33 protein-coding genes and 2 pseudogenes are annotated in these 25393 nt (G+C 35.4%); 22 read left to right on the forward strand and 13 right to left on the reverse strand.

Translation table 11 applies throughout. The annotated features are described in order from the left end of the window. The first annotated feature begins 11 nt into the window (after positions 1 to 11). From ABH959_RS14330 to ackA, 5 genes are all read left to right on the forward strand, one after another. Positions 12 to 650, forward strand: coding sequence for a DUF2953 domain-containing protein (locus tag ABH959_RS14330; protein WP_002129404.1), 639 nt, complete (start codon positions 12 to 14; stop codon positions 648 to 650). Positions 651 to 662: 12 nt separating this feature from the next. Then, the gene (gene ytfJ, locus ABH959_RS14335) at positions 663 to 1058 is read left to right on the forward strand and encodes a GerW family sporulation protein (RefSeq protein ID WP_000350005.1); all 396 of its coding nucleotides are present in this window, start codon (positions 663 to 665) and stop codon (positions 1056 to 1058) included. A 135-nt stretch (positions 1059 to 1193) separates the two neighbouring features. Then, positions 1194 to 1694 (forward strand): thiol peroxidase, encoded by a 501-nt coding sequence (tpx, locus tag ABH959_RS14340; RefSeq protein ID WP_002015549.1) that lies wholly within the window; start codon positions 1194 to 1196, stop codon positions 1692 to 1694. A gap of 211 nt (positions 1695 to 1905) precedes the next feature. Next, positions 1906 to 2892, forward strand: coding sequence for a class I SAM-dependent methyltransferase (locus ABH959_RS14345; protein WP_002088985.1), 987 nt, complete (start codon positions 1906 to 1908; stop codon positions 2890 to 2892). A gap of 299 nt (positions 2893 to 3191) precedes the next feature. After that, on the forward strand, positions 3192 to 4385 hold the full coding sequence (gene ackA / locus ABH959_RS14350) for an acetate kinase (protein ID WP_404492770.1): 1194 nt from the start codon (positions 3192 to 3194) through the stop codon (positions 4383 to 4385). 25 nt (positions 4386 to 4410) lie between these two features. Here the strand turns inward: ackA and ABH959_RS14355 are convergent, their stop codons facing one another. Both ABH959_RS14355 and ABH959_RS14360 read right to left on the reverse strand, forming a co-directional pair. Next, entirely contained in the window at positions 4411 to 4845 is a 435-nt protein-coding gene (locus tag ABH959_RS14355) for an NUDIX hydrolase (RefSeq protein WP_002138624.1), read from the reverse strand. A gap of 71 nt (positions 4846 to 4916) precedes the next feature. After that, entirely contained in the window at positions 4917 to 5552 is a 636-nt protein-coding gene (locus ABH959_RS14360; RefSeq protein WP_016092426.1) for a DUF1796 family putative cysteine peptidase, read from the reverse strand. Between the two features lie 137 nt (positions 5553 to 5689). On the opposite strand from ABH959_RS14360, the gene ABH959_RS14365 reads away from it, so the two are divergent. Beyond that, the gene (locus ABH959_RS14365) at positions 5690 to 6523 is read left to right on the forward strand and encodes an EcsC family protein (protein WP_012261818.1); all 834 of its coding nucleotides are present in this window, start codon (positions 5690 to 5692) and stop codon (positions 6521 to 6523) included. A 31-nt stretch (positions 6524 to 6554) separates the two neighbouring features. Here ABH959_RS14365 and ABH959_RS14370 read toward each other — a convergent pair whose 3' ends face one another. Continuing rightward, a complete protein-coding gene (locus tag ABH959_RS14370) occupies positions 6555 to 7217 on the reverse strand; it encodes a YitT family protein (RefSeq protein WP_002015542.1) in 663 nt (220 codons plus the stop codon). 857 nt (positions 7218 to 8074) lie between these two features. On the opposite strand from ABH959_RS14370, the gene ABH959_RS14375 reads away from it, so the two are divergent. Continuing rightward, a complete protein-coding gene (locus tag ABH959_RS14375; protein WP_002034321.1) occupies positions 8075 to 8269 on the forward strand; it encodes a hypothetical protein in 195 nt (64 codons plus the stop codon). A gap of 28 nt (positions 8270 to 8297) precedes the next feature. Here the strand turns inward: ABH959_RS14375 and ABH959_RS14380 are convergent, their stop codons facing one another. Next, positions 8298 to 8615 carry a hypothetical protein gene (locus ABH959_RS14380; RefSeq protein ID WP_002129395.1) on the reverse strand — a complete coding sequence of 106 codons (318 nt, stop codon included), beginning with the start codon at positions 8613 to 8615 and terminating at the stop codon, positions 8298 to 8300. Between the two features lie 167 nt (positions 8616 to 8782). Between ABH959_RS14380 and ABH959_RS14385 the strand changes: the two genes are divergently transcribed. Together ABH959_RS14385 and argH are read left to right on the forward strand one after the other, a co-directional pair. Beyond that, complete coding sequence (locus tag ABH959_RS14385; RefSeq protein WP_002088976.1) at positions 8783 to 9988, forward strand: argininosuccinate synthase; 1206 nt, start codon at positions 8783 to 8785, stop codon at positions 9986 to 9988. Next, positions 9985 to 11373: an argininosuccinate lyase gene (argH, locus tag ABH959_RS14390; RefSeq protein WP_404492771.1), complete on the forward strand. Its 1389-nt coding sequence runs from the start codon at positions 9985 to 9987 to the stop codon at positions 11371 to 11373. Before ABH959_RS14385 ends, argH begins: the two co-directional genes overlap by 4 nt. A gap of 58 nt (positions 11374 to 11431) precedes the next feature. Here argH and ABH959_RS14395 read toward each other — a convergent pair whose 3' ends face one another. Both ABH959_RS14395 and ABH959_RS14400 read right to left on the reverse strand, forming a co-directional pair. Further along, positions 11432 to 11998, reverse strand: coding sequence for a DinB family protein (locus ABH959_RS14395; protein WP_404492772.1), 567 nt, complete (start codon positions 11996 to 11998; stop codon positions 11432 to 11434). A gap of 99 nt (positions 11999 to 12097) precedes the next feature. Continuing rightward, entirely contained in the window at positions 12098 to 12277 is a 180-nt protein-coding gene (locus ABH959_RS14400; protein WP_404492773.1) for a ProA domain protein, read from the reverse strand. 244 nt (positions 12278 to 12521) lie between these two features. Here ABH959_RS14400 and ABH959_RS14405 point away from each other — a divergent pair, with 244 nt between their 5' ends. Continuing rightward, a complete protein-coding gene (locus tag ABH959_RS14405) occupies positions 12522 to 13229 on the forward strand; it encodes a hypothetical protein (protein WP_404492805.1) in 708 nt (235 codons plus the stop codon). A gap of 41 nt (positions 13230 to 13270) precedes the next feature. On the opposite strand, the gene ABH959_RS14410 is transcribed toward ABH959_RS14405, so the two are convergent. Next, positions 13271 to 13729, reverse strand: a complete 459-nt coding sequence (locus tag ABH959_RS14410; protein WP_002164984.1) for a universal stress protein — start codon at positions 13727 to 13729, stop codon at positions 13271 to 13273. A gap of 147 nt (positions 13730 to 13876) precedes the next feature. Here ABH959_RS14410 and ABH959_RS14415 point away from each other — a divergent pair, with 147 nt between their 5' ends. Together ABH959_RS14415 and ald are read left to right on the forward strand one after the other, a co-directional pair. After that, on the forward strand, positions 13877 to 14668 hold the full coding sequence (locus ABH959_RS14415; protein WP_404492774.1) for an SDR family oxidoreductase: 792 nt from the start codon (positions 13877 to 13879) through the stop codon (positions 14666 to 14668). A 213-nt stretch (positions 14669 to 14881) separates the two neighbouring features. Then, positions 14882 to 16015 carry an alanine dehydrogenase gene (ald, locus tag ABH959_RS14420; protein ID WP_098635277.1) on the forward strand — a complete coding sequence of 378 codons (1134 nt, stop codon included), beginning with the start codon at positions 14882 to 14884 and terminating at the stop codon, positions 16013 to 16015. A 51-nt stretch (positions 16016 to 16066) separates the two neighbouring features. Here the strand turns inward: ald and ABH959_RS14425 are convergent, their stop codons facing one another. Both ABH959_RS14425 and ABH959_RS14430 read right to left on the reverse strand, forming a co-directional pair. Then, a complete protein-coding gene (locus tag ABH959_RS14425; protein ID WP_002129385.1) occupies positions 16067 to 16492 on the reverse strand; it encodes a hypothetical protein in 426 nt (141 codons plus the stop codon). Further along, on the reverse strand, positions 16482 to 16703 hold the full coding sequence (locus tag ABH959_RS14430; protein ID WP_033731413.1) for a helix-turn-helix transcriptional regulator: 222 nt from the start codon (positions 16701 to 16703) through the stop codon (positions 16482 to 16484). The genes ABH959_RS14425 and ABH959_RS14430 overlap by 11 nt, the downstream gene beginning before the upstream one ends. 191 nt (positions 16704 to 16894) lie before the next feature. Between ABH959_RS14430 and ABH959_RS14435 the strand changes: the two genes are divergently transcribed. The 5 genes and pseudogenes from ABH959_RS14435 (at position 16895) to ABH959_RS14455 (ending at position 19064) form a co-directional block, all read left to right on the forward strand. Beyond that, positions 16895 to 17227, forward strand: a complete 333-nt coding sequence (locus ABH959_RS14435) for a cupin domain-containing protein (RefSeq protein WP_404492775.1) — start codon at positions 16895 to 16897, stop codon at positions 17225 to 17227. Continuing rightward, positions 17224 to 18018: a GNAT family N-acetyltransferase gene (locus tag ABH959_RS14440; RefSeq protein ID WP_033709488.1), complete on the forward strand. Its 795-nt coding sequence runs from the start codon at positions 17224 to 17226 to the stop codon at positions 18016 to 18018. The genes ABH959_RS14435 and ABH959_RS14440 overlap by 4 nt, the downstream gene beginning before the upstream one ends. A gap of 3 nt (positions 18019 to 18021) precedes the next feature. Next, positions 18022 to 18366, forward strand: a complete 345-nt coding sequence (locus tag ABH959_RS14445) for a DUF6176 family protein (RefSeq protein ID WP_002067488.1) — start codon at positions 18022 to 18024, stop codon at positions 18364 to 18366. A gap of 65 nt (positions 18367 to 18431) precedes the next feature. Further along, positions 18432 to 18794: pseudogene (locus ABH959_RS14450) on the forward strand (anti sigma factor C-terminal domain-containing protein); the annotation flags it as partial. Between the two features lie 63 nt (positions 18795 to 18857). Continuing rightward, a complete protein-coding gene (locus ABH959_RS14455) occupies positions 18858 to 19064 on the forward strand; it encodes a hypothetical protein (RefSeq protein WP_002129372.1) in 207 nt (68 codons plus the stop codon). 13 nt (positions 19065 to 19077) lie between these two features. Here the strand turns inward: ABH959_RS14455 and ABH959_RS14460 are convergent, their stop codons facing one another. After that, the gene (locus ABH959_RS14460) at positions 19078 to 19908 is read right to left on the reverse strand and encodes a DUF2785 domain-containing protein (RefSeq protein WP_113935723.1); all 831 of its coding nucleotides are present in this window, start codon (positions 19906 to 19908) and stop codon (positions 19078 to 19080) included. 94 nt (positions 19909 to 20002) lie between these two features. Between ABH959_RS14460 and ABH959_RS14465 the strand changes: the two are divergent. Continuing rightward, a pseudogene (locus ABH959_RS14465) lies at positions 20003 to 20188 on the forward strand (hypothetical protein); the annotation flags it as partial. Between the two features lie 46 nt (positions 20189 to 20234). Next, complete coding sequence (locus tag ABH959_RS14470) at positions 20235 to 20606, forward strand: DUF3221 domain-containing protein (protein ID WP_113935722.1); 372 nt, start codon at positions 20235 to 20237, stop codon at positions 20604 to 20606. Between the two features lie 29 nt (positions 20607 to 20635). Here ABH959_RS14470 and pepQ read toward each other — a convergent pair whose 3' ends face one another. Beyond that, positions 20636 to 21733, reverse strand: a complete 1098-nt coding sequence (gene pepQ, locus ABH959_RS14475; protein ID WP_113935721.1) for a Xaa-Pro dipeptidase — start codon at positions 21731 to 21733, stop codon at positions 20636 to 20638. Positions 21734 to 21881: 148 nt separating this feature from the next. Between pepQ and ABH959_RS14480 the strand changes: the two genes are divergently transcribed. Further along, a complete protein-coding gene (locus ABH959_RS14480) occupies positions 21882 to 22565 on the forward strand; it encodes a metal-dependent hydrolase (protein ID WP_404492806.1) in 684 nt (227 codons plus the stop codon). Positions 22566 to 22605: 40 nt separating this feature from the next. Here the strand turns inward: ABH959_RS14480 and ABH959_RS14485 are convergent, their stop codons facing one another. Beyond that, the gene (locus tag ABH959_RS14485; RefSeq protein WP_088034667.1) at positions 22606 to 22767 is read right to left on the reverse strand and encodes a hypothetical protein; all 162 of its coding nucleotides are present in this window, start codon (positions 22765 to 22767) and stop codon (positions 22606 to 22608) included. A gap of 244 nt (positions 22768 to 23011) precedes the next feature. On the opposite strand from ABH959_RS14485, the gene ABH959_RS14490 reads away from it, so the two are divergent. Next, a complete protein-coding gene (locus tag ABH959_RS14490; protein WP_002088951.1) occupies positions 23012 to 24325 on the forward strand; it encodes a CBS domain-containing protein in 1314 nt (437 codons plus the stop codon). 210 nt (positions 24326 to 24535) lie between these two features. Further along, positions 24536 to 24799 carry a DUF3949 domain-containing protein gene (locus ABH959_RS14495; protein ID WP_113935720.1) on the forward strand — a complete coding sequence of 88 codons (264 nt, stop codon included), beginning with the start codon at positions 24536 to 24538 and terminating at the stop codon, positions 24797 to 24799. 7 nt (positions 24800 to 24806) lie between these two features. On the opposite strand, the gene ABH959_RS14500 is transcribed toward ABH959_RS14495, so the two are convergent. Next, positions 24807 to 25112, reverse strand: a complete 306-nt coding sequence (locus ABH959_RS14500) for a YtpI family protein (RefSeq protein WP_113935719.1) — start codon at positions 25110 to 25112, stop codon at positions 24807 to 24809. Between the last annotated feature and the right edge of the window lie 281 nt (positions 25113 to 25393).

Raw genomic sequence — 25393 nt, forward strand, 5'->3', positions numbered from 1 at the left:
GGAGTGAAAGGATGGTACGAATGAAGTGGCTCGTAATTGGAATGATAATTCTTCTACTTTTTATTTTGCTTATACTATTATCGAAAATATCGCTTAAGGTGACGTTTTTATATTCAGAAATGGAAAAACAATGTTTGTTTCAAGTGAAAATATGGATGATTCGATATACGTTTGATGTATTGGAAAGAATTGAAAAACAGCAGAAGAAGACAGGACAAAAAATTAAAAAAGCTGAAGAGGACGGCGGAATAGATAATAAAATTATGGCACAACTCGATAGTATAGGGGAACTGATAAAAAAGCTTCAAGACGTTCATACTATTGTTAAAGATTTTCTCAAAAGAGTGAAAATCAATGGTTGGAAATGGCATACGCAAATTGGAGCAGGCGACGCGGCTAGTACTGGAATTGTCACTGGATATGCATGGGGGACAAAAGGAATGGCTGCTGGAGTTGTAGGACAATATATGCATATTGTCGACGTACCAGAATTTGAAATTACTCCTGTTTTTCAAGGAAAGGGATTTGCATCAAGATGCGAGTTAACAGCATCTTTTCGTATATTCCGTACTGTAAAAACAGCGATAAAATTACTCATGTTTATGAGAAAGCAAAAATCTGGTATGACAGAAAAATCTGTTCAAGCATAGGGGGGATATAGAATGGACCATCCAATTCAAGGTTTAATGACAACCGCAATGCAGCATTTAAAACAAATGACTGATGTAAATACAATTGTTGGTGACCCAATTAAAGCGGCAGATGGAAGTGTAATTCTTACAGTTTCGAAAGTCAGTTTTGGATTTGCTGCTGGTGGAAGTGAATTTGGTAAAGTAGAACATTCAGGCCGTCATCCATTTGGCGGGGGAAGTGGTGGAGGAGTTTCTATTAATCCTGTTGCCTTTCTTGTTATAAATGGAGAAGGTGTGAAAGTATTACACTTAGATAAGCAAACACACGTCATCGATAAAATAATTGAATTAGCGCCACAAGCTGTTGATAAAGTGAAAGAAATGATGGATAAACGAAAAGAAGATGATCCTGAATTTCAAATTTAACGAATAAAGAAGCTGATCAGTGGATTAGCTTCTTTAATTTTTTTGTAAATAAAGCGATTTTATTTGCATTATCGATAGGGACAAACTATCATTTACATTGTACATATTTTGTTTAAAATAAGGGAGGATTTTTAAGTGGCAAATGTAACTTTTAAAGGTAACCCAATGACTTTAGTTGGAACAGAAGTTAAAGTTGGCGATCAAGCGCCTAACTTCCAAGTATTAGCAAATGACTTATCTCCAGTAAGTTTAGAAACATACAAAGGTGAAGTGAAATTAATTAGTGTTGTACCTTCAATCGACACAGGTGTATGTGATGCACAAACTCGTCGTTTTAACGAAGATGCAGCAGGTATTGAAAACGCGAAAGTATTAACAATTAGCGCTGATTTACCATTCGCTCAAAAACGCTGGTGTGCAGCAAACGGTTTAGAAAATGTTGTAACACTTTCTGATCACCGTGACCTTTCATTCGGTGAAGCTTACGGCTTAGTAATGAAAGAACTTCGTTTACTTGCTCGTGCAGTATTCGTAGTAGATAGCAATGACAAAGTAGTTTACGCAGAATACGTAGGCGAAGGTACAAGCCATCCAAACTATGAAGCAGCATTAGAAGCAGCTAAATCTGCGAAGTAATGTAAATGAAGACGACCTCTCATTAAAGTTTTACTTTAGAAGAGGTCGTCTTTTCTCATGTATTGTTAACCGAACCAATATATGAGAAAAGACGTTACATCATAAACAACTTGAAGGGGAGCTCTTTGCAAGAGGTCGCTTTTTCTTTTGGGAAAAATTTAGATTATGGTATGATATAAGTTATGTGTAAAAGAGAGAAGGAGGAATGTACGTGAGTCAGGCAGTAGAAACATTATTTTCTATTTTTGATTCTTCTACGGTAGTTTTACGTAAAGAATTAGATGTAACATATTTAGAGGCGCTTGTAGAAACAGGTGATAACTTGTTTGAAGGAGCGATTTTACAAGAGGAATTATCCGAATCAACAATTGAAAGGTTGAATCGTGAATATAGTACGTTTAATGAAGAAACATATAAAGGGGAAGAAATTCGTAAAGCATTTCAGCTAGCCATTTTAAAAGGAATGAAAGAGGGCGTACAAGCGAATCACGAAATGACGCCAGATGCAGTTGGAATGTTCATGAGCTACTTATTCCATAAATTTATGCAAGGTCAAAAAGAAATTACTGTTTTAGACCCTGCAATTGGAACTGGTAACTTAATGACTACATTGTTTAATAGCGCCAAAGAAGAACTAACAATGAGTGGATTTGGTGTAGAAGTGGATGAGGTGTTAATTAAACTTGCTTTAGTAAATGCAAATTTACAAAAGCATGCAATCGAATTCTTCCACCAAGATGGACTAGCACCACTTTATATTGATCCAGTTGATGCAGTCGTTTCAGATTTACCAATTGGTTATTATCCAAATGAAATTGTTGCAAGTGAATATACATTAAAAGCAGATGAAGGAATGTCATATGCACATCACTTATTTATTGAACAAAGTGTGAAACATACGAAAGAAGGCGGGTATTTATTCTTCTTAGTACCAAACTTCATTTTTGAAAGTGATCAAGCGCCAAAGCTACATGCATTCATTAAAGAGACATGCTTTATTCAAGGATTATTACAGCTTCCTGTTTCCATGTTTAAAAACGAGAAAAATGCAAAAAGTATATTTGTTCTCCAAAAGAAAGGTCAAGGTGTAACAATGCCGAAACAGGCACTACTAGTGGAATTACCTAAATTCTCTAACATGAAGGCTATGGAGAACATTATGGATCAATTGAATACTTGGTTTGCAACACATAAATAATAAGATATATATGTAACAGGGTTAGTAATTAATGTAGTACAGTTTTATAGGATATGTAATGTTTTTTAATATATACAAGATTTAACTGAATTTTTTTGAAATCTGTAATATATTTTTTTTCTTGGTGTTATAATTTTTTCACTTGAAATATATGTCGGACGATGTTTAAATTAAAATCGTGAGTATAAAATTTACTAATGATGAAACGTTTTCATAATGAGTGAATTTAATTAGATAAAATCGAGCGGTTTGTGGAATGATCCACACAACTACCAAGAGAAAAAGGGGCGAAAGACTAGATGTCAAAAATCATCGCGATTAACGCAGGAAGCTCTTCCTTAAAGTTCCAATTATTTGAAATGCCAAGTGAAACAGTATTAACAAAAGGTTTAGTAGAACGTATCGGTTTAGAAGATAGTATCTTCACTATTACTGTAGATGGCGAAAAACAAAAAGAAATTACAAACATCCCAGATCATGCAGTAGCAGTTAACATGCTTCTTAAGAAATTAACTGAAAACGGAATCGTAAAATCTCTTGATGAGATTGGCGGTATCGGTCACCGTGTTGTACACGGCGGCGAAAAATTTGCTGATTCTGTTTTAATTGATGCTGAAGTATTAGCTGATATCGAAGAATTAAGCGATTTAGCACCACTTCACAACCCAGCAAACCTTGTTGGTATTAAAGCATTCCAAGAAGTACTACCAAACGTACCAGCAGTAGCAGTATTCGATACAGCATTCCACCAAACAATGCCGGAATCTGCATTCCTATACAGCTTACCATATGAGTACTATGAGAAATTTGGCATCCGTAAATACGGTTTCCACGGAACTTCTCATAAATATGTAACTGAGCGTGCGGCTGAATTATTAGGTCGTCCAATTGAAAGCTTAAGCCTACTTTCTTGTCACTTAGGTAACGGTGCAAGTATCGCAGCAGTAGAAGGCGGTAAGTCTATCGATACTTCTATGGGCTTCACTCCACTTGCTGGTGTAACAATGGGTACACGTTCTGGTAACATTGACCCTGCGTTAATTCCATACATCATGGAAAAAACAGGCCAAACTGTAGAAGAAGTAGTTAGCGTATTAAACAAGAAGAGTGGTATGTTAGGTCTTACTGGTTACTCTAGTGACCTACGTGACATCATTGCGAAAGAAGAAGAAGGCGACCACCGTGCGAAAGTAGCACTTGACGTGTTCGTGAGCCGTATCCATAAATACATCGGTTCTTACACAGCTCGTATGAAAGGCGTTGACGCTATCATCTTTACAGCTGGTGTAGGTGAAAACAGTGCAATTATTCGTGAGCGCGTATTAGAAGGCCTTGAGTACATGGGCGTATACTTCGACGTAAAACGCAATAACGTATTCGGTGAAGAAGCATTCATTAGCTTCCCACACTCTCCAGTAAAAATTATCGTAATTCCAACTGACGAAGAAGTTATGATTGCTCGTGACGTATTACGTCTTGGAGATATTGGTTAATATACTATATAAAAAAGACGAGATCCTATAGGATTTCGTCTTTTTTCTTTTGGATATAGTTTAAAATTCCATCTGGATATAGCACTTTTTCCTTCTGAATGAAAGCTGTAATGGGAATCCATTTCGCATACGATACGGTTTGCTCATCTTGTATATTCATTTTTTCCATTTCATATAGTGATGTGTCTAATAAGCGTAAAGAATATAGCTGAATGATTTCATGACCAATTTCTCCATCAAGATGAAAGATATTTTCTAAGCAGCCTAAATAATTGGTGATTTCCACTTCTGTGTGAAGCTCTTCTTGAAATTCGCGAATAACAGTATGTGCTGATTTTTCACCAAGTTCAATTGATCCGCCAAGAGGTCGGTAATATGTTTCATCGCCTGTATGATATTCTTGTACGAGAAGGCGACCGTGATGTATAGCAATGCCAAAAGCTTTTGCACGTGGATACATATATAATCACTCCTTATTTATTTTGTATAAGGATGATTATAAGGCAGGGTGTGATAAAAGGTGACGTGTATTTAAGCGTTTGGCCGAATCGTGATTCCATCAAATAAGTCATTCCAAAATGCTTCATTGTACTGATATACATCCATAATAGGGCATTTTATAACACAAATGTTTTGTAATCCCCAATCTTCTTGGGCGATAGTTGGTACATCTTCAGGAATGAGTAATAGGACAGAGAATGTATGTTTAACTATTTGAGATAAAATTTGTTCCAAGGAACGTGCTTCTTCGTATGTTCCTCCCGTCCGAATAAACAATGTGGATTCTGCCGTTTCGATTGTAGTTAGAAAACGATTAATTCGATGCTCATAGTTTAACTTAATTTCTGTATAAGAAGGCCAGGATGTTGGTGTGTTTACATCTGTTTTAAAGTCGTGACAGGAGTCGATTTCATATAGGTTGTCACGGAGTCTTAATTTCGCATCATCATCCCAAAATGAGATGAAGGATAAGTTTTCGAACTGTAAAAAACGGTCAAATCGATTTTGTAATAATAAATTCACTTTTTCTAATGAAGGGCTTAGCATAAAATCGATAACACCAAAAAATGGTGATAATTCGAATTGATATAAAGCCCAAGCAGGCCAGCAGTTTTGTCCTAAGCTGAATACTGCATTATATTCTTTTTTTATATTGGATAGATTCATGTGATTCATCTCATCCTTTTTGCTAATATTTTATGTCACTAAAAAATGGTATGTGAATAAAGATAGACAAGCATATTTGCAAAGAACAAGCGGAAATATGTTACAATAGAAAAAAATCGAACGAGGTGGTTGTTGCGATGCGATCGAAGCGAGAACAAGCCATTTTAGACAATATAAAAGAATGGGAATCGCAATTAGTTGAGCAAGAAGCGACCGATTTTCAAAAAATGTTTGATAAATGGGTACATACTACAATTGCGAAATTGCCTGAGAAAAAACGAAAAGATTTCTTTACGAAAGCAGATGGATGGCTCTTTCATTTGCATGCACTTATTCAAAGTTCACAATCACAGTTAGATGCACGTAATCGCATTTTAGGAACATCGAGATTATTTGATGAATCAATTGAGCAACTTGAAGATTTGAAGGCGTTATCTATTGATCAATTAACATACATAGCAGAGCAGCAAACAGCACGTCATCGTCTATATTCATTCGTACAAGGCGGAGCAACAGGTGCTGGTGGTTTATTATTATTAACGGCTGATTTTCCGGTTATGATTGCGTTAAATGTGAAGGCTGTCCAACTTGTTGCGACATCATTTGGGCATGATGTGAACAAGCCGTATGAAATGATGCTTGCGTTAAAGGTATTCCATGCAGCATTATTGCCGGCGAGACTTCAGCAATATGCATGGTACAATTTACTGAGAGAACTCGAACAAGAGGATTCATTCTTCTATGAAGGAGACGAAGCAGTATTAAAGCCAGCTTCTACTGAGGTTGTGTTAAAACAAATTTTGAAGACGTTTTCGATTTATGCTCTTCGTCGTAAAGTATTCCAAGGCATTCCTGTACTCGGAATGGCGATTGGCTCTACAGTGAACTATCGCTTAACGAGGAATGTTACTGAATTTGCAAATAAGTTTTATCAAGTACGCTACATATTAGAAAAAGAAAAGAGAGCATGAAAAAAAGCGAGAGGCCGAAGCCTTTCGCTTTTTAGTTTGTCGCATGTTTTTTGGATATTGGAATAGAAACGGGTTGCTTTGCTGCTTTCTTTTCTGTTTTTGGATAGTAAATTAAATCCAATGTTTTTGCCTGTACGGCAATCGAAAGAATAGTAAAAGCAATTTCTGTCCAATTTAAATAATATAATGAAAGCGCAAGAACAATCGCGTCAAAGACGAAGAAAATTTGCCCAATTGTAAACCGAGTTCGTTTACTTAATATAATTGTTAAAATATCGTCTCCACCGGTTGCACCGCCAAATCGCAATATAAAACCGAGTCCAATACCAGCTAACGCACCGCCAACTACTGCAGCTACAAATAAATTATTTGATAAATCTACCGTAAAAGGAGAATAATTTTCCATAAGGGAATAAAATACTCCAAATGAAAGTGAACCTAAGAATGAATAGCCAACCATTTTTCTACCTAAAAATGAAGCACATAGTAAAATAATAGGGATATCCATTACTACAGTTGAAATAGATGGTGAAATATCATAAAAATTTTGGATAAATAGTGCAATACCTACAAAGCCACCTTCTGTTAAGTGGTTTTGGAAGTGAATGTGATATAGCGCTGCTGCTAATATAAATGAACCGATTAAAACCATAAAAACTTCTTTAATAATTTGTCGACTTTGGATGTTCCTCATCGTTATTCCTTCTTTCCGTAGTTAGTAGTCCTTTTGGTGTTGTAAACTAACTACGAGCTCACATGTAGCTTTCAGTTAGTTTACGAAAAAAACTAACTACGCTATATGTCGCTGAAGAAATAACGAATAATCCTCTCGTCCATCAATTCTCCCTACCTTCGTTTTAGTTTAAGTCTTAAAGCGACTAAACAAAACGGGGAGTAGGATTCTTCATTTAGCAATCCTGCTCTTCTTTGTTTTGTTTAGCTAGTAACAATTAAGTCCTAAACAAAACGCTATGTGTAAGAAGAGTCTTTTTTTTGCCAAATTATCCTTCGGGCAATCATAATTTCCCCACTCTCGTATTTTTTTTCGCTAGACTAAAGTATCTGAGCTAAAAAATACGCTACGTGTATGATTCGTCAATACGATGCCACATGCTCCTTCGAGCGATCATGATATCAAAATCCCTTCCTTCAAGATTTATATTATTATATCATACTTTCAAAAAATACATGCGGATGGAAACCGACAATAACCGGAGGGAATCTACAAAAAATGTTATGTTTAAATATTTTTGTAGAAAAGCCTAAGTTATTTCGTAGAACTGGACAACTTTTAGAAGTTTGTCCAATAAGTAAGAAAAGAAGGGTTTTTATTCAATTGTATTGTTCTCATCACTTTTATCTTTAAAAAATGCATCCCAGCTAATGATACTTAAAAAAGTTAAAGCGATAATAATGAAAGCTCGCATAAGTTTGAGACCTCCTTTTGTACATAGTATATGAATAATTTGTTTCGGAATGTGTCATTTTTTTACAAGCTCTAACTATTATGAGAGTATATTAATATAGATAGATGAGGGGGAGAATGGAGATATGCTAAAAGACATGTTTAAAAGAAAAGAATTAAAATGTGTTTCATGTCAGAAAAAGATTCAATATGAAGAAGAGCTAGTTGCTTTTGTAAAGTTGCCGAAAGAAAGAAGTATATTAGTAGGCCCGTTTGATGTATGTTTAGCAAAAACGGCGCAAGAAATATATTGCAAAGCTTGTTACGACAAAAAAGCATGACCCAAATTAATTGAGGGGCATGCTTTTTTCATTGGTGTGCTTTTCCCTCAGATACGTTTTGGGTTAGACGATACCAAAGCCAAAGATCGTTAATAATTGAAGCAAGATCGGCAATTTCTGAATTTAGCTTGCAAGAAATTCCAAAGTCTTCTTCGTTATTTAAGTGGTGTTGTTTAGCGTTAATATGGTGCTCAAGTTCCTTTATGCGATCAGGTATTTTTCCGCGAACTTGCTCCCATTTTAATAAAATAGAATGCTGCGCTTGTTCAGAGATGTCTTCCCATTTTTCTTGTATGTTCGGTACTTCAATTCCTAGATGTTCATTGTATATAAAATACTTTTTCATAGACACCCCTCCATTTCCCTTCCTCTATTTTACATAAAAAAAGAAAGAAGTTCGACGGAATTGTTTGAAAAAATTTTATAAATTCCCCTTGATTCATTTTATGAAAGGTGATAAAGTTTGGATTATTATAAGGAAAAATGAATATTTATTCTTTAGGGGGATGCAAAATGGAGAAGAAAAAAGTTGTATTAGCATATTCCGGAGGTCTTGATACTTCCGTTGCAATTAAATGGTTACAAGAGAAAAATTATGATATTATCGCGCTTTGCTTAGATCTAGGGGAAGGTAAAGACTTAGCGTTTGTAAAAGAAAAAGCACTTTCAGTAGGTGCAATTAAATCATATATGATTGATGTTCAAGAAGAATATGCGAATGAATATGCATTGATAGCGATGCAAGCTCACACGTTATACGAAGGGAAATATCCTCTTGTCTCTGCATTATCTCGTCCGCTTATTGCAAAAAAATTAGTAGAAATTGCAGAGCAGGAAGGCGCAAGTGCAGTTGCACATGGATGTACAGGAAAAGGGAATGACCAAGTTCGTTTTGAAGTTTCTATTCAAGCGTTGAATCCATATTTAGAAGTTATTGCGCCCGTACGTGAATGGAAATGGTCACGTGAAGAAGAAATTGCATATGCAAAAGAAAATGATATACCGATTCCAATTAATTTAGATAGCCCGTTTTCAATCGATCAAAACTTATGGGGACGCAGCAACGAATGTGGAATTTTAGAAGATCCATGGGCAGCGCCGCCAGAAGACGCATACGAGATGACGTTGGCATTAGAAGATACACCGAATAAACCAGAGTTTGTAGAAATCGGATTTGAAGCAGGGGTACCGACGACTTTAAACGGCACTGCATACCCACTCTCAGAACTAATTAAAACGTTAAATGCACTTGCTGGAAAACATGGCGTGGGACGTATCGACCATGTAGAAAATCGCCTTGTCGGTATTAAATCTCGTGAAGTATATGAATGCCCAGCAGCAATGACATTAATAACAGCGCATAAAGAACTTGAAGATTTAACACTTGTGAAAGAGGTCGCTCATTTCAAACCGATGATTGAGCAAAAACTAACAGAATTAATTTATAACGGTTTATGGTTCTCACCTTTAAAACAAGCGCTCAATGCTTTCTTACAAGAAACGCAAAAAAATGTAACAGGTACAGTACGTGTGAAATTATTTAAAGGTCATGCGATTGTAGAAGGGCGTAAATCTGAGTACTCTTTATACGATGAAAAATTAGCAACGTATACTGCCCAGGATGAATTTAATCATGATGCAGCAGTTGGATTCATTTCATTATTCGGTTTACCTACGAAAGTATACAGCCAAGTGAATCAAAAGAAGGTGGAAGCGTGAGCAAACTTTGGGGCGGACGTTTTACAGAAGAAGCGGAAGCGTGGGTTGAAGAGTTTGGAGCATCCATCTCCTTTGATCAACAATTAGTAAATCAAGATATAAAAGGGAGTATCGCACATGTAACGATGTTAGCAAAGCAAGGCATCGTTACGAAAGAGGAAGCAGAGAAAATAAAGATAGGGCTTCAATATTTACTAGAGGAAGCGAAACAAAATAAATTGAATTTCTCAGTCGAGGCTGAGGACATTCATTTAAATATTGAAAAGATGTTAATTGAAAGAATCGGTGAAGTAGGAGGGAAACTTCATACAGGCCGAAGCCGTAACGATCAAGTAGCGACAGATATGCATTTGTATTTAAAAGAAAAAGTAGAAGATATTATAAAAGCTACAAAACAATTGCAAACTGTTCTTGTTCATCAAGCGGAAAATAACATTGAAACAATTATGCCCGGCTATACGCACTTGCAACGTGCACAGCCGATTTCATTTGCGCATCATATTCTTGCTTACTTTTGGATGTTAGAGCGCGATGTGAATCGTTATGAAGATTCGTTAAAGCGTATTAACATTTCACCATTAGGAGCAGGAGCACTAGCTGGTACAACATTCCCGATTGACCGAGAATATAGTGCGGAGCTTCTTGGATTTAATGGAATCTATGAAAATAGTTTAGATGCGGTAAGTGATCGTGATTTCATACTGGAGTTTTTAAGTAACTCATCTATGCTCATGATGCACTTATCACGCTTTTGCGAAGAACTTATTTTATGGAGTAGCCAAGAGTTTCAATTTATTGAAATGAGCGATCAATACGCAACAGGAAGCAGTATTATGCCGCAAAAGAAAAATCCGGATATGGCGGAACTTATTCGTGGTAAAACGGGCAGAGTATACGGTAATTTATTCAGTTTACTTACAGTAATGAAAGGATTGCCGCTCGCTTACAATAAAGACTTACAAGAAGATAAAGAAGGAATGTTTGATACAGTGAAAACAGTAGAAGGATGCCTTCATATCATGGCAGGCATGCTTGAAACGATGACTGTAAACAAAGAAAAAATGGGGCAAGCTGTGACGCAAGACTTCTCTAATGCAACAGAAATTGCTGATTATTTAGCAAGCAAGGGACTGCCGTTCCGTCAAGCTCATGAAATTGTCGGGAAACTAGTTCTTCATTGTACGCAAAAAGGAATCTATTTATTAGATGTACCACTTGAAGCGTATAAAGAAATGAGTCCGTTATTTGAAGAAGATTTATATGAAGTTCTTTCACCTTATGCAGCTGTAAAGCGTCGTAACAGTGCTGGTGGGACAGGGTTTGAGCAGATTGAAAAGGCTTTGGAGAAGGCGAAGGGGTTAGCAATAGAGTTTGTTGGAAGTTAAATGATATATGATATAGAAGGTAAGGTGCTTTTTTAGAAAGTACCTTACCTTTTTGTATTTAGATTTTTAGGTATGTATCTATCATTTCATAATTATGTTTCATAATCATAAAATGATGCTTCTCATGAATCGCTAATAGTTGAATAGATTGAATAAGGTTAGGGTAGTGAGCAATTGGATCTAAAAATACGATATGTCCTGCAATATTTTCTTCTGTATTTTGAACTAGTTTTTTTATTTCATCTGTTTCACGTGAAAGTAAGTCTTCTAATTCTGTTACATTCATAGAATCATAAACTTTCTTTGAAGGGATTAAAATCCAAGGTGCTTTCATTCCTCTGCCATGCTTCTCCTTGTATTCGGCATAAATGTCATGCATGTCAGTTGCGAATGGGGTGTTTCTTCTTAGTTTGGCATAGGGGATAAGAGTGAAAGAGAATTTAATCGCTACTTTTAGCATCCTTGTAATTAAATATAAGTGATAAAAGTGCTCTCCAATAGACCATTTTCCGTCCTCTTTTCTATGCCATAGTTGTTCTTGTGAAAGTGAATGAAGCTCAGGAAGGAACTGGTTTCTTTGCACATGTAATGTGTGAAAATGTTTTGAGATATTTTCAGATTTCATATTCTGGTATCCTCTGCGTTTTTTTTCCTAATTATAACATTTTTCGTATAGATGTAATTAAGCCTAGAACAATATGTTCTAGGCTTAAAGCTTCATTGATTAATCATACTTGTGGCGATCTTCTGTAATTCGAATGTATTCAATATCCATTAAATCTCTAAGTAATGCACCGTGACTTAGTTCAAAACCATGTTTTTCTTTAAAATGCTCGCGAATCGTATTTAACATTTCGAGTTCTGTACCGTTCACATCTAAAATAATACGTTCATAATCATCCATGTAGCATCCTCCTTTTCTAAACACATATATTTTGTCCGTCTATTTCTAAAAAATGTATGTTAACCTAATGTTAGGAAATGAGAAAGGAATGGAAGATGAGACGTATTTATCCCGCATTAACGGGCAGTAAGACCCCCACCTCAAAATTCAGCGAAAGCAAAGAAGTTAGGTGGGGGATCAACTGCCCGTAAAAGCCCGATTGGTTCAACTAATAATCAGTGGGGGATGAACAAAACCCCCACTGATTAAAGTTTCACTTTATTTTGTAGGGTTAATTTTGTACACGTTAATCGTATTACACGTTGCATTCCCGATTGTATTTTCATTTGAGAATGTAGAAACAATACACGTTGCGATATTTATCTTTACTTTATTTGTAGTAGATTGCTGTATTTCTGTATGGCTTTCTAGAAAAAAGAAAGTACAAGAAGTAAAAGATAAAAAAGAAATAGAACGGAAAAAGAGAAAACGTTCATTTTGGATGACGACGTATTGTTTTTCTTTAGTGATTGCTGCTGCATTTTTTAGTGAGCATATTCCACTAGAAAGATTGGATATTGAATTTTGGGCAATTGTATTTGCATGTTATTTTTTCATGCATTTTCTTCCTTATATGAAAGAAAGGCGAGGAGAAGAGGAAGATCCGATTGAAGAAGAAGTGAGAGAACAAGAGAGTAAGAGAATAGAAGAAGACATAAAGAAACTTGGAGAACACAAGTGGTATTTAAAATCTAAAATCATATATGTTCTTTGTTTTATTACGCCGCCAATTGGTTATTTGTATGTTTTTTTACTTCGCAAAAAAATGACAGAAGATGCAAAACAAACGTACTTAACGGTTGCGACGATAATGATGGCGCTATGGTCTTTGAAATTCCTTCCGCCCTATGTGTTGGCAGTTACCGTTGTTGTTGTGGCTTGTCTTGTATTTATAGTGAAGTTTGTGAAATGAAAAACACCAAGCCCATGTGGACTTGGTGTTTTAATTATAAATTAAAGATCACCTTGCTCCTCATCACCACGAACAACAAGGACATCGCATTTCGCATAGCGAATAATATGTTCAGAGACGCTACCAATTAGGAAACGTTCTACAGCATTTAAACCAGTTGCACCACACATAATTAAATCCACTTTATTGTTTGGAGCGATTTCTTTTGAAATTTTAGATTTAGGATTACCAAATTCTAATACAGTTTCTACTTTTTCAAGACCAGCTTCAAGCGCAGTTTTTTTGTAGTCTTCTAATAAGTCTTCTGCAAATAGATTTGCACGTTCAGCAATTGCGCGGCTATAAGCCTCTACTGCTGAGTATGCTTTTACATCAACGATATGAGCAATTGTTAATGTTGCGTTGTTTCGTTTTGCAACTTGAATTGCTTTTTTAAAGGCTTTTTCTGCTTCTTTAGAACCGTCCACCGCAATTAAAATATTTGTATATGTATTATTCATAGTAAATTCCTCCCAATCATTTTTATTACCGTTTACAACTTTATTATAAAACAAATTTTGGTAATGTGCTTGTCGGAAACGTTACAGAATTTTGAAAACTTTGTTTCAATTCATTTTAGTTGTAATTGAAGCGAGAACTTGTTACATATGGAGTATAGCAATTTAAAAGGAGGCATGTTTGTGAGACACGCGCTCATTACAGCCGGTACGAAAGGTTTAGGAAAGAAAGTAACAGAAAAGTTATTGGATAAAGGATATTCAGTAACAGTAACATATCATAGCGATACAAGTGCTATGGAAACAATGAAAGAAACATATAAAAATATGGAAGAACGTCTACAGTTCGTGCAAGCTGATGTCACGAAAAAGGAAGATTTACATAAAATAGTAGAAGAAGCGATGAGCCGTTTTGGCAAAATTGACTTCTTAATTAATAATGCTGGTCCTTACGTATTTGAAAGGAAAAAATTAGTCGATTACGAAGAAGACGAATGGAATGAAATGATCCAGGGTAATTTAACAGCGGTGTTTCATTTATTAAAACTTGTCGTACCGATTATGAGAAACCAGCAATTTGGCCGTATTATTAACTATGGATTTCAAGGGGCAGATAGCGCGCCTGGATGGATTTATCGTTCAGCCTTTGCAGCTGCGAAAGTCGGACTTGTTTCTTTAACGAAAACAGTCGCATACGAAGAAGCTGAATACGGTATTACTGCGAATATGGTATGTCCTGGTGATATAATTGGTGAAATGAAAGAGGCAACGATTGAAGAAGCACGAAATCTGAAAGGTAGTAACACACCAATTGGTAGATCTGGAACAGGGGAAGATATCGCAAGAACCATTTCGTTTTTATGTGAGGACGATTCTGATATGATTACTGGCACGATTATTGAAGTAACAGGCGCTGTTGATGTTATTCATAGACATCGATAGAATTAAATAAAGTGAAGTTTCGAATAATTGGACAGTTTATCCTTTATACTGAGAGGTACGGATAATACTGTCCTTTCATGTAAGATTAAATCTATCGGAAAACTCGCATTATTTTTTGTCAAATATTGAGATATTATGTTAGAATATAAGAGTATAGAAAGCGCTTTAAAAAAAGATTCAGGGGTCATTTCATAACTCAAGGGGGAACTAATAATGCGTATCGGTATTCCAACAGAAATTAAAAACAACGAAAACCGCGTGGCAATGACGCCAGCGGGAGCTGTACATTTAGTACAAAATGGTCATGAAGTTTTTGTTCAAAAAGGATCAGGTGTAGGATCAGGCTTTACAGATGAAGAATACGTACAAGCTGGTGCGAAACTTGTTGAAACTGCTGAAGAAGCATGGAATCAAGATATGGTTATGAAGGTAAAAGAGCCAGTTGAAAGTGAATACGGTTATTTCCGCGAAGGTTTAATTTTATTCACATACTTACACTTAGCTCCAGAGCCAGAATTAACGAAAGCATTAATTGATAACAAAGTGGTATCAATTGCATACGAAACAGTACAATTAGACAATCGTTCTTTACCATTACTTGCACCTATGAGTGAAGTAGCTGGTCGTATGTCTGCGCAAATCGGTGCACAGTTCCTTGAGAAAAACAAAGGCGGTAAAGGTATTTTACTTGCAGGCGTTCCAGGGGTGAAACGCGGCAAAGTAACAATTATCGGCGGTGGTCAAGCTGGTACAAACGCAGCGAAGATTGCAGTAGGTTTAGGTGCAGATGTAACAATCATCGACTTAAGTGCAGAACGTCTTCGTCAATTAGATGACATTTTCGGAAACCAAGTAAAAACTTTAATGTCTAACCCGTATAACATTGCAGAAGCTGTAAGAGAATCTGATCTTGTAATCGGTGCAGTATTAATCCCAGGTGCAAAAGCGCCAAAACTTGTAACAGAAGAAATGATTCAATCAATGGAACCAGGTTCTGTCGTTGTAGATATCGCGATTGACCAAGGTGGTATTTTCGAAACAACTGACCGTATTACAACTCATGACAACCCAACTTACGAAAAATATGGCGTTGTTCATTATGCAGTTGCAAATATGCCAGGTGCGGTTCCACGTACATCAACTCTTGCATTAACAAACGTAACAGTACCATATGCAGTACAAATTGCTAACAAAGGCTACAAAGAAGCTTGCCTAGGCAACACTGCATTATTAAAAGGTATTAACACATTAGATGGCTACGTAACATTCGAAGCAGTTGCAGAAGCGCACAGCTTACAATACGCTGATGCAAAAGAGCTTCTTGAAAAAGCTCCTGCTTTATCATAATAGAAATAAAATAAAGACCTTTCCTTTGTAGGAAGGGTCTTTTTGTTTAAACTAATTATCTAATTTCTTCACAATTTTCAAGCCGAACATCATTGTGAAGAAAAGAATTCCAAACAAGTAATACAGGGCATACTCTACTCGTATCGTCGAATTTTTGTCAGTAATATATAAAATAAATAGTATCGCAGAGCCGATTAAATGAGAGAGACCGAAAATTTGCGCCATAAGCTTTAAGCCCATTTTTTCAATTCTTTCATCTGTCTCAGGTAATGGGTATTGCTCGGACTCTTTCTTTTTTTTCTTAAAGAATATTCGTTTCACTACTAATAGTACCAAGGCTAAGAGTATGTATACGCTAGCGAATAGAAGGACAGAACGAATCTTTTCTTCATCACTACTATTGAAATAAAGAAAGGCCGATCCTAACACTAAAATAGTAAGATGCGAAGCAAACCCTTGGATAAAATTATTTTTCATTTTTTTCCTCCCCAGTCTTATCTAATTGAAATAAATCCTCCACTTTACAGCCGAAAAACTCACATAATTTCAATGCTAATTCTAAACTTGGGTTGTATTTATTCTTCTCGATAGCGATGAGGGATTGTCTGGTAATTTGAACAGAGGAAGCTAATTGCTCTTGGGTGATGTCTCTAACGACGCGGAATTGTTTTACTTTATTTTTAATCAAATATACAAAGTCTCATTTTTGTAAATTTGTTACATTTATAATATCCATTTTTAGGTAAAAAGTAAATGAAACTTTACAAAAAGTAAATGAAACTTTACGAGAAATATTGCTTGTTACAATGTATATTTTTGTGATAATTTGGAATTAAACGGAAAATGAAGGTCGATAGAGGGGATTGGGTGTGGAGAACTATGGAAACAGTAAATCTATTAGAACTAACAAAAGATATTAAAGGCCAACATAAAAACTTCATCGTTTCAAATGTAAATAGTCATTGCTTACGAATCGCTGTATTTACTGGCGAATATGATTGGCACTATCATTCTAATTCGGATGAATTATTTATTGTGCTAGAGGGAGAACTATTGATCGATTTTGAAGATGGAGAAACGGCGGTTTTAAAGCCAAATGATTCTATCTTAATTCCAGCATGCACGATTCATAGAACGAGAGCATTCAAGAGAACGGTAAATCTTTGTTTTGAAAATATAGAGGCTGATACGATTAAAGTGGAGCAATTATGAAAACATTATCTGTAGCCGAGTATAGAAAAATTCTTCCGATTTTAGAAGGTCATACAAGGACAACAACCTTTGCTCATGCGGTATGTGATCAAATGATAGATGGTGAAGTTTTTGCAAACGAGAAGTTAACAGCAGGACTAATTCGTACAGCTAATGGTATCTATTATTTATTTGGTGATACGGATGATCAAAATTATAACGAATATTTATTTGCGTATTTAAAAATGGCTATTGAAAAAACAGAGAAGAGATTTACATTGTTCACTTCGAGTGACGAGTGGGAAATGATGTTAGAAGAGCGTTTTAGTAATGCATTTCGGAACATCCCACGAATGACATTTCAATTTCAAAGAGAAGTTTTTGAAGATAGAAGAATAGAATTAAACAAAAATACATATGAAATTAAACGTATTGATAAAAGTGATATAGAACGAAGTAATGAATTTACAGAGGATTATTACAAAGAATATTGGGGATCAAAAGAAGTGTTTTTAAATAACGGCTTTGGTTTTTGTATAGAACAAGATGGGATGATTGTAGCCGAATGCGTCTCAATATTTAGAGGGAATGGTTTTGCTGAAATTGATATTGCAACACATGAAGCACATCAAGGGAAAGGGTTAGCTCAAGCTGTCGCAACACGTTTCATTGAACAGTGTATACAAAATCATATTACACCATGCTGGGATTGTAATGTAGATAACATTCCCTCACAAAAATTAGCTAGTAAATTAAGCTTCCATAATCCAGTAGAATATGTTTTGTTTGTCCGCAAGAAAATGGGGGAATAAAAGATGAACGTAGAATTAACAAGATTCAAAGTCAAGCCAGGTAAAAGTCATCGCGTAGATGAATGGATGCAGCTTCTTAATGATAATATGAAAGAAGTGCTTTTGACATTAAACGACGAAAAGATGTATGTAGAGACAATTTTCCGGGAAATAAGAGATGGAGAAGAGTACTTATATTGGTATTCTGTGCAAGGAGAAGGCGGGGCTCTTGTCGAAAATTCTCATCATGAAATTGATAAAAAGCATTTAGCGTTTTGGTATGAATGTATTGATGAAGAAACACCGTCTGTTGATATGGAAACAGAAGTTGTTATGATTCAAGATGTTGTGAAGGAAGTAATGAAATAATAGAATAGTATGTTGGAGAGAAGCGCATCAAAATAGATGTGCTTTTTATTTTGAAAAAAATTTTAAAGAAAAGCGATTTTTATGTAGGGTTAAAAGATCCTAAAGATGGTGCGATATTAAATGCGGAAATGGCAAAAAATGTTTTTGGATTTGAAGGAAGTTATTCAAAAGTGAAAGAAGATATGAAAAAAGATATAACAATAAACTCAAAAGAATTTCTATACCAAATGAAGTATTTAGCAAAAAATAGTGAAGGTATACCAAGTGATTATTTTGAACAATATTATAAAGAAATAAAAAACACGAAACCAAAAGACCTACCAATATACGGTATAGTTGTAACAGGGAAAACAGAGGATTTACAAGGTTTACAAGGAGCACCATATATTAAGGCGGCTGTAAGAGGCGTAACAGTTGAGAAATATTGATCACAATTAATTAATGTGAATAATCAGAAAATTTATGTTATAATATGGGAAAAGGAGGCTTATATGAGGCAAATACATGGAGCAATTTATATTTACATAACAATGTTTTTCGTAGGAGCATCTTATGGATTAGGGCATGTGTATTCGCATCCTATATTAACTTTTTTAAGCGGAGCATGTATGGTGTTTGCGTTTCTTGTCCACCTTTTCTCAGTTTGGATCGTGAAATTTCAAATAAATATTAGTGAGATAGAAGAAGGCACTTTTTGAGTGGCCTTCTTTTTTAGTAATAATATTTATGAAGTTCTTGTAGTAATTTTTCAACTTCACGTTCAGTTTTTTTACATATAGACATTGTACGTAATTTGAAAAATAAGCTGCGCAAGAAAGATTTTATATTTCCGTATAGAAATTCATACGAGTCAATATGTAGTGTCGGTTTTTGAACTTGTAATTGAGCTACTAGATCACGAAGGGCTAATATGAGTATTTCTTCCTCCAAGCCATTTTGCAGCATTACGACAATCGGATAAACGAGACGCTCATCTTCTTCATATTTGTAATAAATGGAATGGACACAAACTTTGTTTAATAAAGTTTGTAGTATTTTTTCGTAATGTGAAGTTTCCAGTTTAGGATTATTAACAAGTGCCTCAAATGTATCGGAAGCATGAGCGATACTATGTGCCCAGCCTTGGTCTTGTACATACCCACGGAAATCCTGTTCTTTGTTCATATATAGAATTAATTTATCTTTTACATTTAAAATATCAGTCTGTGATAAGAAATTATGATTTGTATCAGCATCAATAATGAGAGCGATTAATAATGTTGTAAATGCACGGGTAAATACAGCATCGTCTTTATCCGAATGAATCTTATAAAATAAATATTTTTCACTGATGCTTTCTGATAATAGTTTCTGTAAGTGGGTGTGTGAAATATAGTCCTTCTTGATTAGATGATAAAAAGTAGAGTAAATGAGTTTGTCCCTTAAATAGCTATCAGTAACACCGATATGTTGAAGCATACTTGAACTTAAAGAATCAATATTGAGAGCACCATTGATTACGTAATTATTATCACGAATTTCTTCTAACTGTTTTTGTAACATGTAAACCCTCCTGTTTTAGAAAATTCTGTATATTATTAGTATAATGAGAGGAAGAAATAGACAAGAAATAAGTGCTTTTGAATGGGGGGACATTATGAAGAGAGCATTATTCTTTTTTATTAGTATTTTCTTTTTTGGAAGTTGTTCGATTTCGTATGTTACTTTTTCTAGCGAGAGCAAAAGTTGGACGGGGCAATATAAAGGTCATATTAAGGATGACAGTGAAGATGGAATGTTTACGTTTCAGTATAAGGGCGGAGATGGGATGATAAGTATGAAGAGAAGATGGTTTTAAAGCGGAAATAGCGAAGAGTGAGGGATTAAAAATGAATAGAAATATGAAAATTTCTATGCATATATTTTTAAGTGTACTTCTAATCATATTATCAGCGTGTACTACGAAAACAGTAGAGCAAGTAGGAGTAAAAGAAGAATCTAAAGAAGGGTATGTAATATTGAGAAATGGCACAATATTTTTTGACAGTGATAAAACTTTTAAAACAAAAGTAGAGTTGCAAAATTATATGGAACAACAAATGAATAAAGAGCATCCATCACATACAGTCTTGAGTTTTAAGAATAAAGACGCATATAATCAATTAAAAACAGGGGATAAAATAAAAGTATGGTCTTCTCAAACACTTGAGAGTTATCCATCAAAAATGATTGTAGAGAAATTTGAAATAGTAGAGAAATAGAAAAGGCAGCAATTACGCTACCTTTTTTATTATTTCACAAATTGTAATTCTTTCGGGAATTTCGTTAAGATTTCTGATCCGTCTTTTGTGATATAAATATCATCTTCAATACGAACGCCGCCTACGTTTGGTACGTAAATACCTGGCTCGATTGTGAAGACCATACCTTCTCTTAATGGAGACTCGTTACCAGCTTTTACATCTGGATATTCGTGTACGCTAATTCCAAGTCCGTGACCAAGGCGGTGCGGGAAGAAGTCGCCGTAACCTGCATCTGCGATAACAGAGCGAGCAGCGTTATCGATTGCGCCAAATGTAACACCTGGTTTACATGCTTCAACTGCTTGTAGTTGTCCAGCAAGTACAGTGTTGTAAATGCGAGTTTGTTCTTCAGAAATATCACCAAATGCTACTGTACGCGTAATGTCAGAGCAATAACCTTCAATGATTACACCTAAATCAAATAGTACGAAATCACCGCGTTTCATTTTGTTTGCACCTGGAATACCGTGTGGAAGAGCAGAGTTTGCACCTGCTAATACCATCGTATCGAATGACATTTTATGGATGCCTTTTGTTTTTAATTCATGCTCAATAATTGCTAATACTTCTAGCTCACTACGATTTTCTTTAATTGCATTTACACCAACTTCAACAGCATAATCTGCCATTTTAGCCGCTTCACGCAAAATAGAAAGTTCTTTTTCGTCTTTAATTAAGCGAAGCTCGCGAACTTTCTCTTCAGCTGATTTGAAAGCTGCATTTGGGAATAACTTTGTTAATTCTTCGTAACGTTCTACGTTTAAATGCTCTTTTTCAATTGCAACTGCATTTGCATCAATACCGCGATCTTTAATTGCTTTTGCAATCATATCCCATGGTCTGTCCGTATCAGTAAATCCGATAATCTCATGTGCCCAGCCAGCGTTACGTGCTTGACCTTCTTCCATTTTAGGACAAATTAAAATAGGCTCTTTTTCTTGGAATACAAACATACCAAGTAGTCTTTCATGTGGTTCACAGTGGAAGTTTGTCATGTAGAAGACGTTCGGTGTAGAAGTTAAGAACGCAGCTTCTACGTTTTTTTCTTTTAGCCATTGCATTAAATTTTCTAATCTAGCATTCATCGATTGGCACCCCCGAGATATTTAATTACAAATATAACTTTACATCGGAGGAAAGCGTTATGACAAGTAAATCGATGTTAGAAAAGACAGGGGATTGAGAAATCATGTAGAATAAAAAGTGAGAATATGAATAGGGAGGAATGTAATGATGAAAGTATCGTATCACGGGCATTCAGTTATAAAGATTGAAACGAATGGAAAAGTTATTTTAATTGACCCATTTTTAACGGGAAATCCGAAAACAGATTTAAAGGCTGAAGATGTAAAAGTTGATGCGATTATTTTATCGCACGGACACGGTGATCATGTTGGGGATACAGTAGCGTTAGCAAAGAACAATAATGCGGTCGTTGTGGCACCGTTTGAATTAGCGACATTTTTAGGATGGCAAGGTGTAAATACGCATCCAATGCATATTGGTGGTTCACATGAATTTGACTTTGGAAAAGTGAAATTTACTCAAGCATTCCACGGCTCTAGTTATATTGATGAAGAAAATAAGACGATTACATATACAGGTATGCCAGCTGGTATTTTGTTTACAGCAGAGGAGAAAACGGTATATCATGCAGGAGATACTGCTTTATTCTCTGATATGAAGTTAATTGGAGAACTGAATAATATTGATTTAGCATTTTTACCAATTGGCGATAATTTCACAATGGGGCCAGAAGATGCTGTGTTAGCAGCAAAATGGATAGAGGCGAAAACAGTTGTACCGATGCATTACAATACGTTCCCAGTTATTGAACAAGATCCATATCAATTTGTAGAAAAGCTACAAAATTGTACAGGGAAAGTATTAGAAGCTGGAGAAAGTATTACACTATAAAAAAGAAACCCTTCATTTGAAATGACAAGTGAAGGGTTTTTTATGTGTGTAGTACAGTTTTTAAAGTCTGTATTTGTTTAGCTGATTCTTCTCGTTTTGTACGTGGCTGTTCGGGTGTTTCATTCAACTCCATTGCAACTTTTTTCCCATCTACGAAAGCTAAAAATACAGCACCTACAACCTCTAAAAATTTTTTCATCATGTATTCGCTCCTTTGTTTCATTTCTTGTCTTAATTGTATATGGAATCGGGTGGACAAACTATCGAACGAGATGACAACAGCATTACATTGTTGTAATAGAATGACTGGTGGAATGTAAGGGGTATTTTGTTATAAAAAAAATGGTACAGGCATATAAAGAGAGAGTGTAACAGTTTTGAAAATATAGTATACTGAAAATACAACACATGAAGAATTTAGGGAAAAGAAAGTATGGTGAAACCATTTGGCTACCAAACATAATCAAATTTTAGAACATATTAATAGCCTGCCGGTAGGGCATAAAATTTCTGTGAGGCAAATTGCGAAAGATTTGAGTGTAAGTGAAGGGACAGCTTACCGTGCAATTAAAGACGCAGAAAATAAAGGGTATGTTAGTACAATTGAACGTGTCGGAACAATTCGAATTGAACAAAAGAAGAAAGAGAATATCGAAAAACTGACATATGCAGAAGTCGTTAACATTGTCGATGGTCAAGTACTTGGAGGCAGAGAAGGACTACATAAAACATTAAATAAATTCGTAATCGGGGCTATGAAATTAGAAGCGATGATGCGCTATACAGAAGCAGGGAATTTACTTATCATAGGTAACCGTACGAACGCACATCAATTAGCACTAGAAGCAGGGGCAGCAGTGTTAATTACGGGCGGATTTGATACGGAAGACCATGTGAAGAAATTAGCAGACGAATTAAAACTTCCAATTATTTCAAGTAGTTATGATACATTTACGGTCGCAACGTTAATTAACCGTGCAATTTATGATCAACTTATCAAGAAAGAAATTGTACTCGTTGAAGATATTTTAACGCCAATTGAAGAAACATTATATTTAAAGCCAAATGATACAGTACAGCAATGGCATGCGTATAATGAAGAAACGATGCATGGACGTTATCCAATTGTTGATGAAAATAAAAAGGTGTTAGGTATTGTAACTTCAAAAGATATGATTGGTGTCGTGAAAGAAACACCAATTGATAAAGTGATGACAAAGCATCCAATTACGGTAAACGGAAAAATGTCTGTCGCAGCTGCAGCACGTATGATGGTGTGGGAAGGTATTGAGTTACTTCCTGTTGTGGAAGAAGGGAATAAATTGCAAGGGATCATTAGTCGCCAAGATGTACTTCAGGCGTTGCAAATGATTCAACGTCAACCGCAAGTTGGGGAAACAATTGATGACATTGTAACGAACCAATTTATGACGCCGAAAGAAGCGAAAAATGAGCATTTGTATCAATTTTCAGTGACGCCACAAATGACGAATTCAATCGGGACGTTATCTTACGGTGTATTCACAACAATTGTGACAGAAGCAACAAACCGTGTCATTCGTGCGCAGAAGAAGAGCGATTTAATTGTTGAAAACTTAACCATTTATTTCGTAAAGCCAGTTCAAATTGATAATGTTGTATCAGTTCATCCGAAAGTATTAGAAATTGGGCGTAAATTTGGTAAGATTGATGTAGAAGTGCATCATGAAGGTAATGTTGTCGGGAAAGCATTACTTATGGTGCAATTGATCGATAAATAAAAAGATGGAACAAATCGCTTTGGTTTGTTCCATCTTTTTTGTTTTATTGAGTTTGGAAGTTATTACTAAAGATGTGGAAGAGTTTTAGCGGGAAATATATATAAGGAGAGATGATTGTATAATTAGAAAAAACAGAATATTAATTCGTTTAGAATGTATACTATGATATAATTAGATTGTAAGATAATGGATGTCGGAAGGGGATGCAATATGTCAGCAGAATTACTCTTTTTTGGTGGTATCGCACTCTTTTATTTCCTTGTGATGATACCAATTCAATACTTATACTTACAAGGATTAAATGAAAAAAAGAAACGAACAGGATTATCTCAGCAAGAACTATACAAACAGATGTCTTTTGAAGAAGAACAATTACATTTTCACGTGCAAGGTAATCCCTTTAATATACCATCTGCGTTTGTTGCATATATGATTTTGAAAGTGAAGGGACGTAAAAAAGCATCACAATGTTGATGCTTTTTTACGTTGTTTTATAAGATTCGGCTTCTTTGACTGCTAATGGTAGAAAATGTTTATATTGGCGGAATCCATTAAATGTACTCGCGCTGCCAAGTAAAATAAACAAAACACCAACGATAATGCGTGCAGTTGAAAGTTCTAAAAAGAATTGGTTTATCCCAAAGAATAGGACGAATAAGCCGAGTGCCATTGCGGATTTTCCTGAGAGCCAACCTTTCTCCATTGGACGTTTTGTACGAAAGAACTTTGTTTTGTAGAAGAGGTACAACACAAATGAGATGATAATACAAAAGACGAATATTGGCATAATACACGCTCCCATCGATTGGTATAAAAATAACAATTTAGAAAAAAGAAAAATCTAAACTTTCTAATTTTTATTATAAAGCAATTGTTCGCATGTATGAAATGTTTTCCGTTATAATGGGGGATAAAGTGAAACTTTAATTAGTGTGGGGAGATCCCAAGTACTAATTATTAGCCCTCACCAATCGGGCTTTTACGTGCATTCAGGCTCCAAATTAATTTTGCCCCATTGTTTTTAATACTTTTGAGGTGGGAGTCTTACTACACGTTAATGCGGGATAA

This window comes from Bacillus sp. RC51, from assembly GCF_044908115.1.
GTDB classification, from domain to species: Bacteria; Bacillota; Bacilli; order Bacillales; family Bacillaceae_G; genus Bacillus_A; species Bacillus_A mycoides.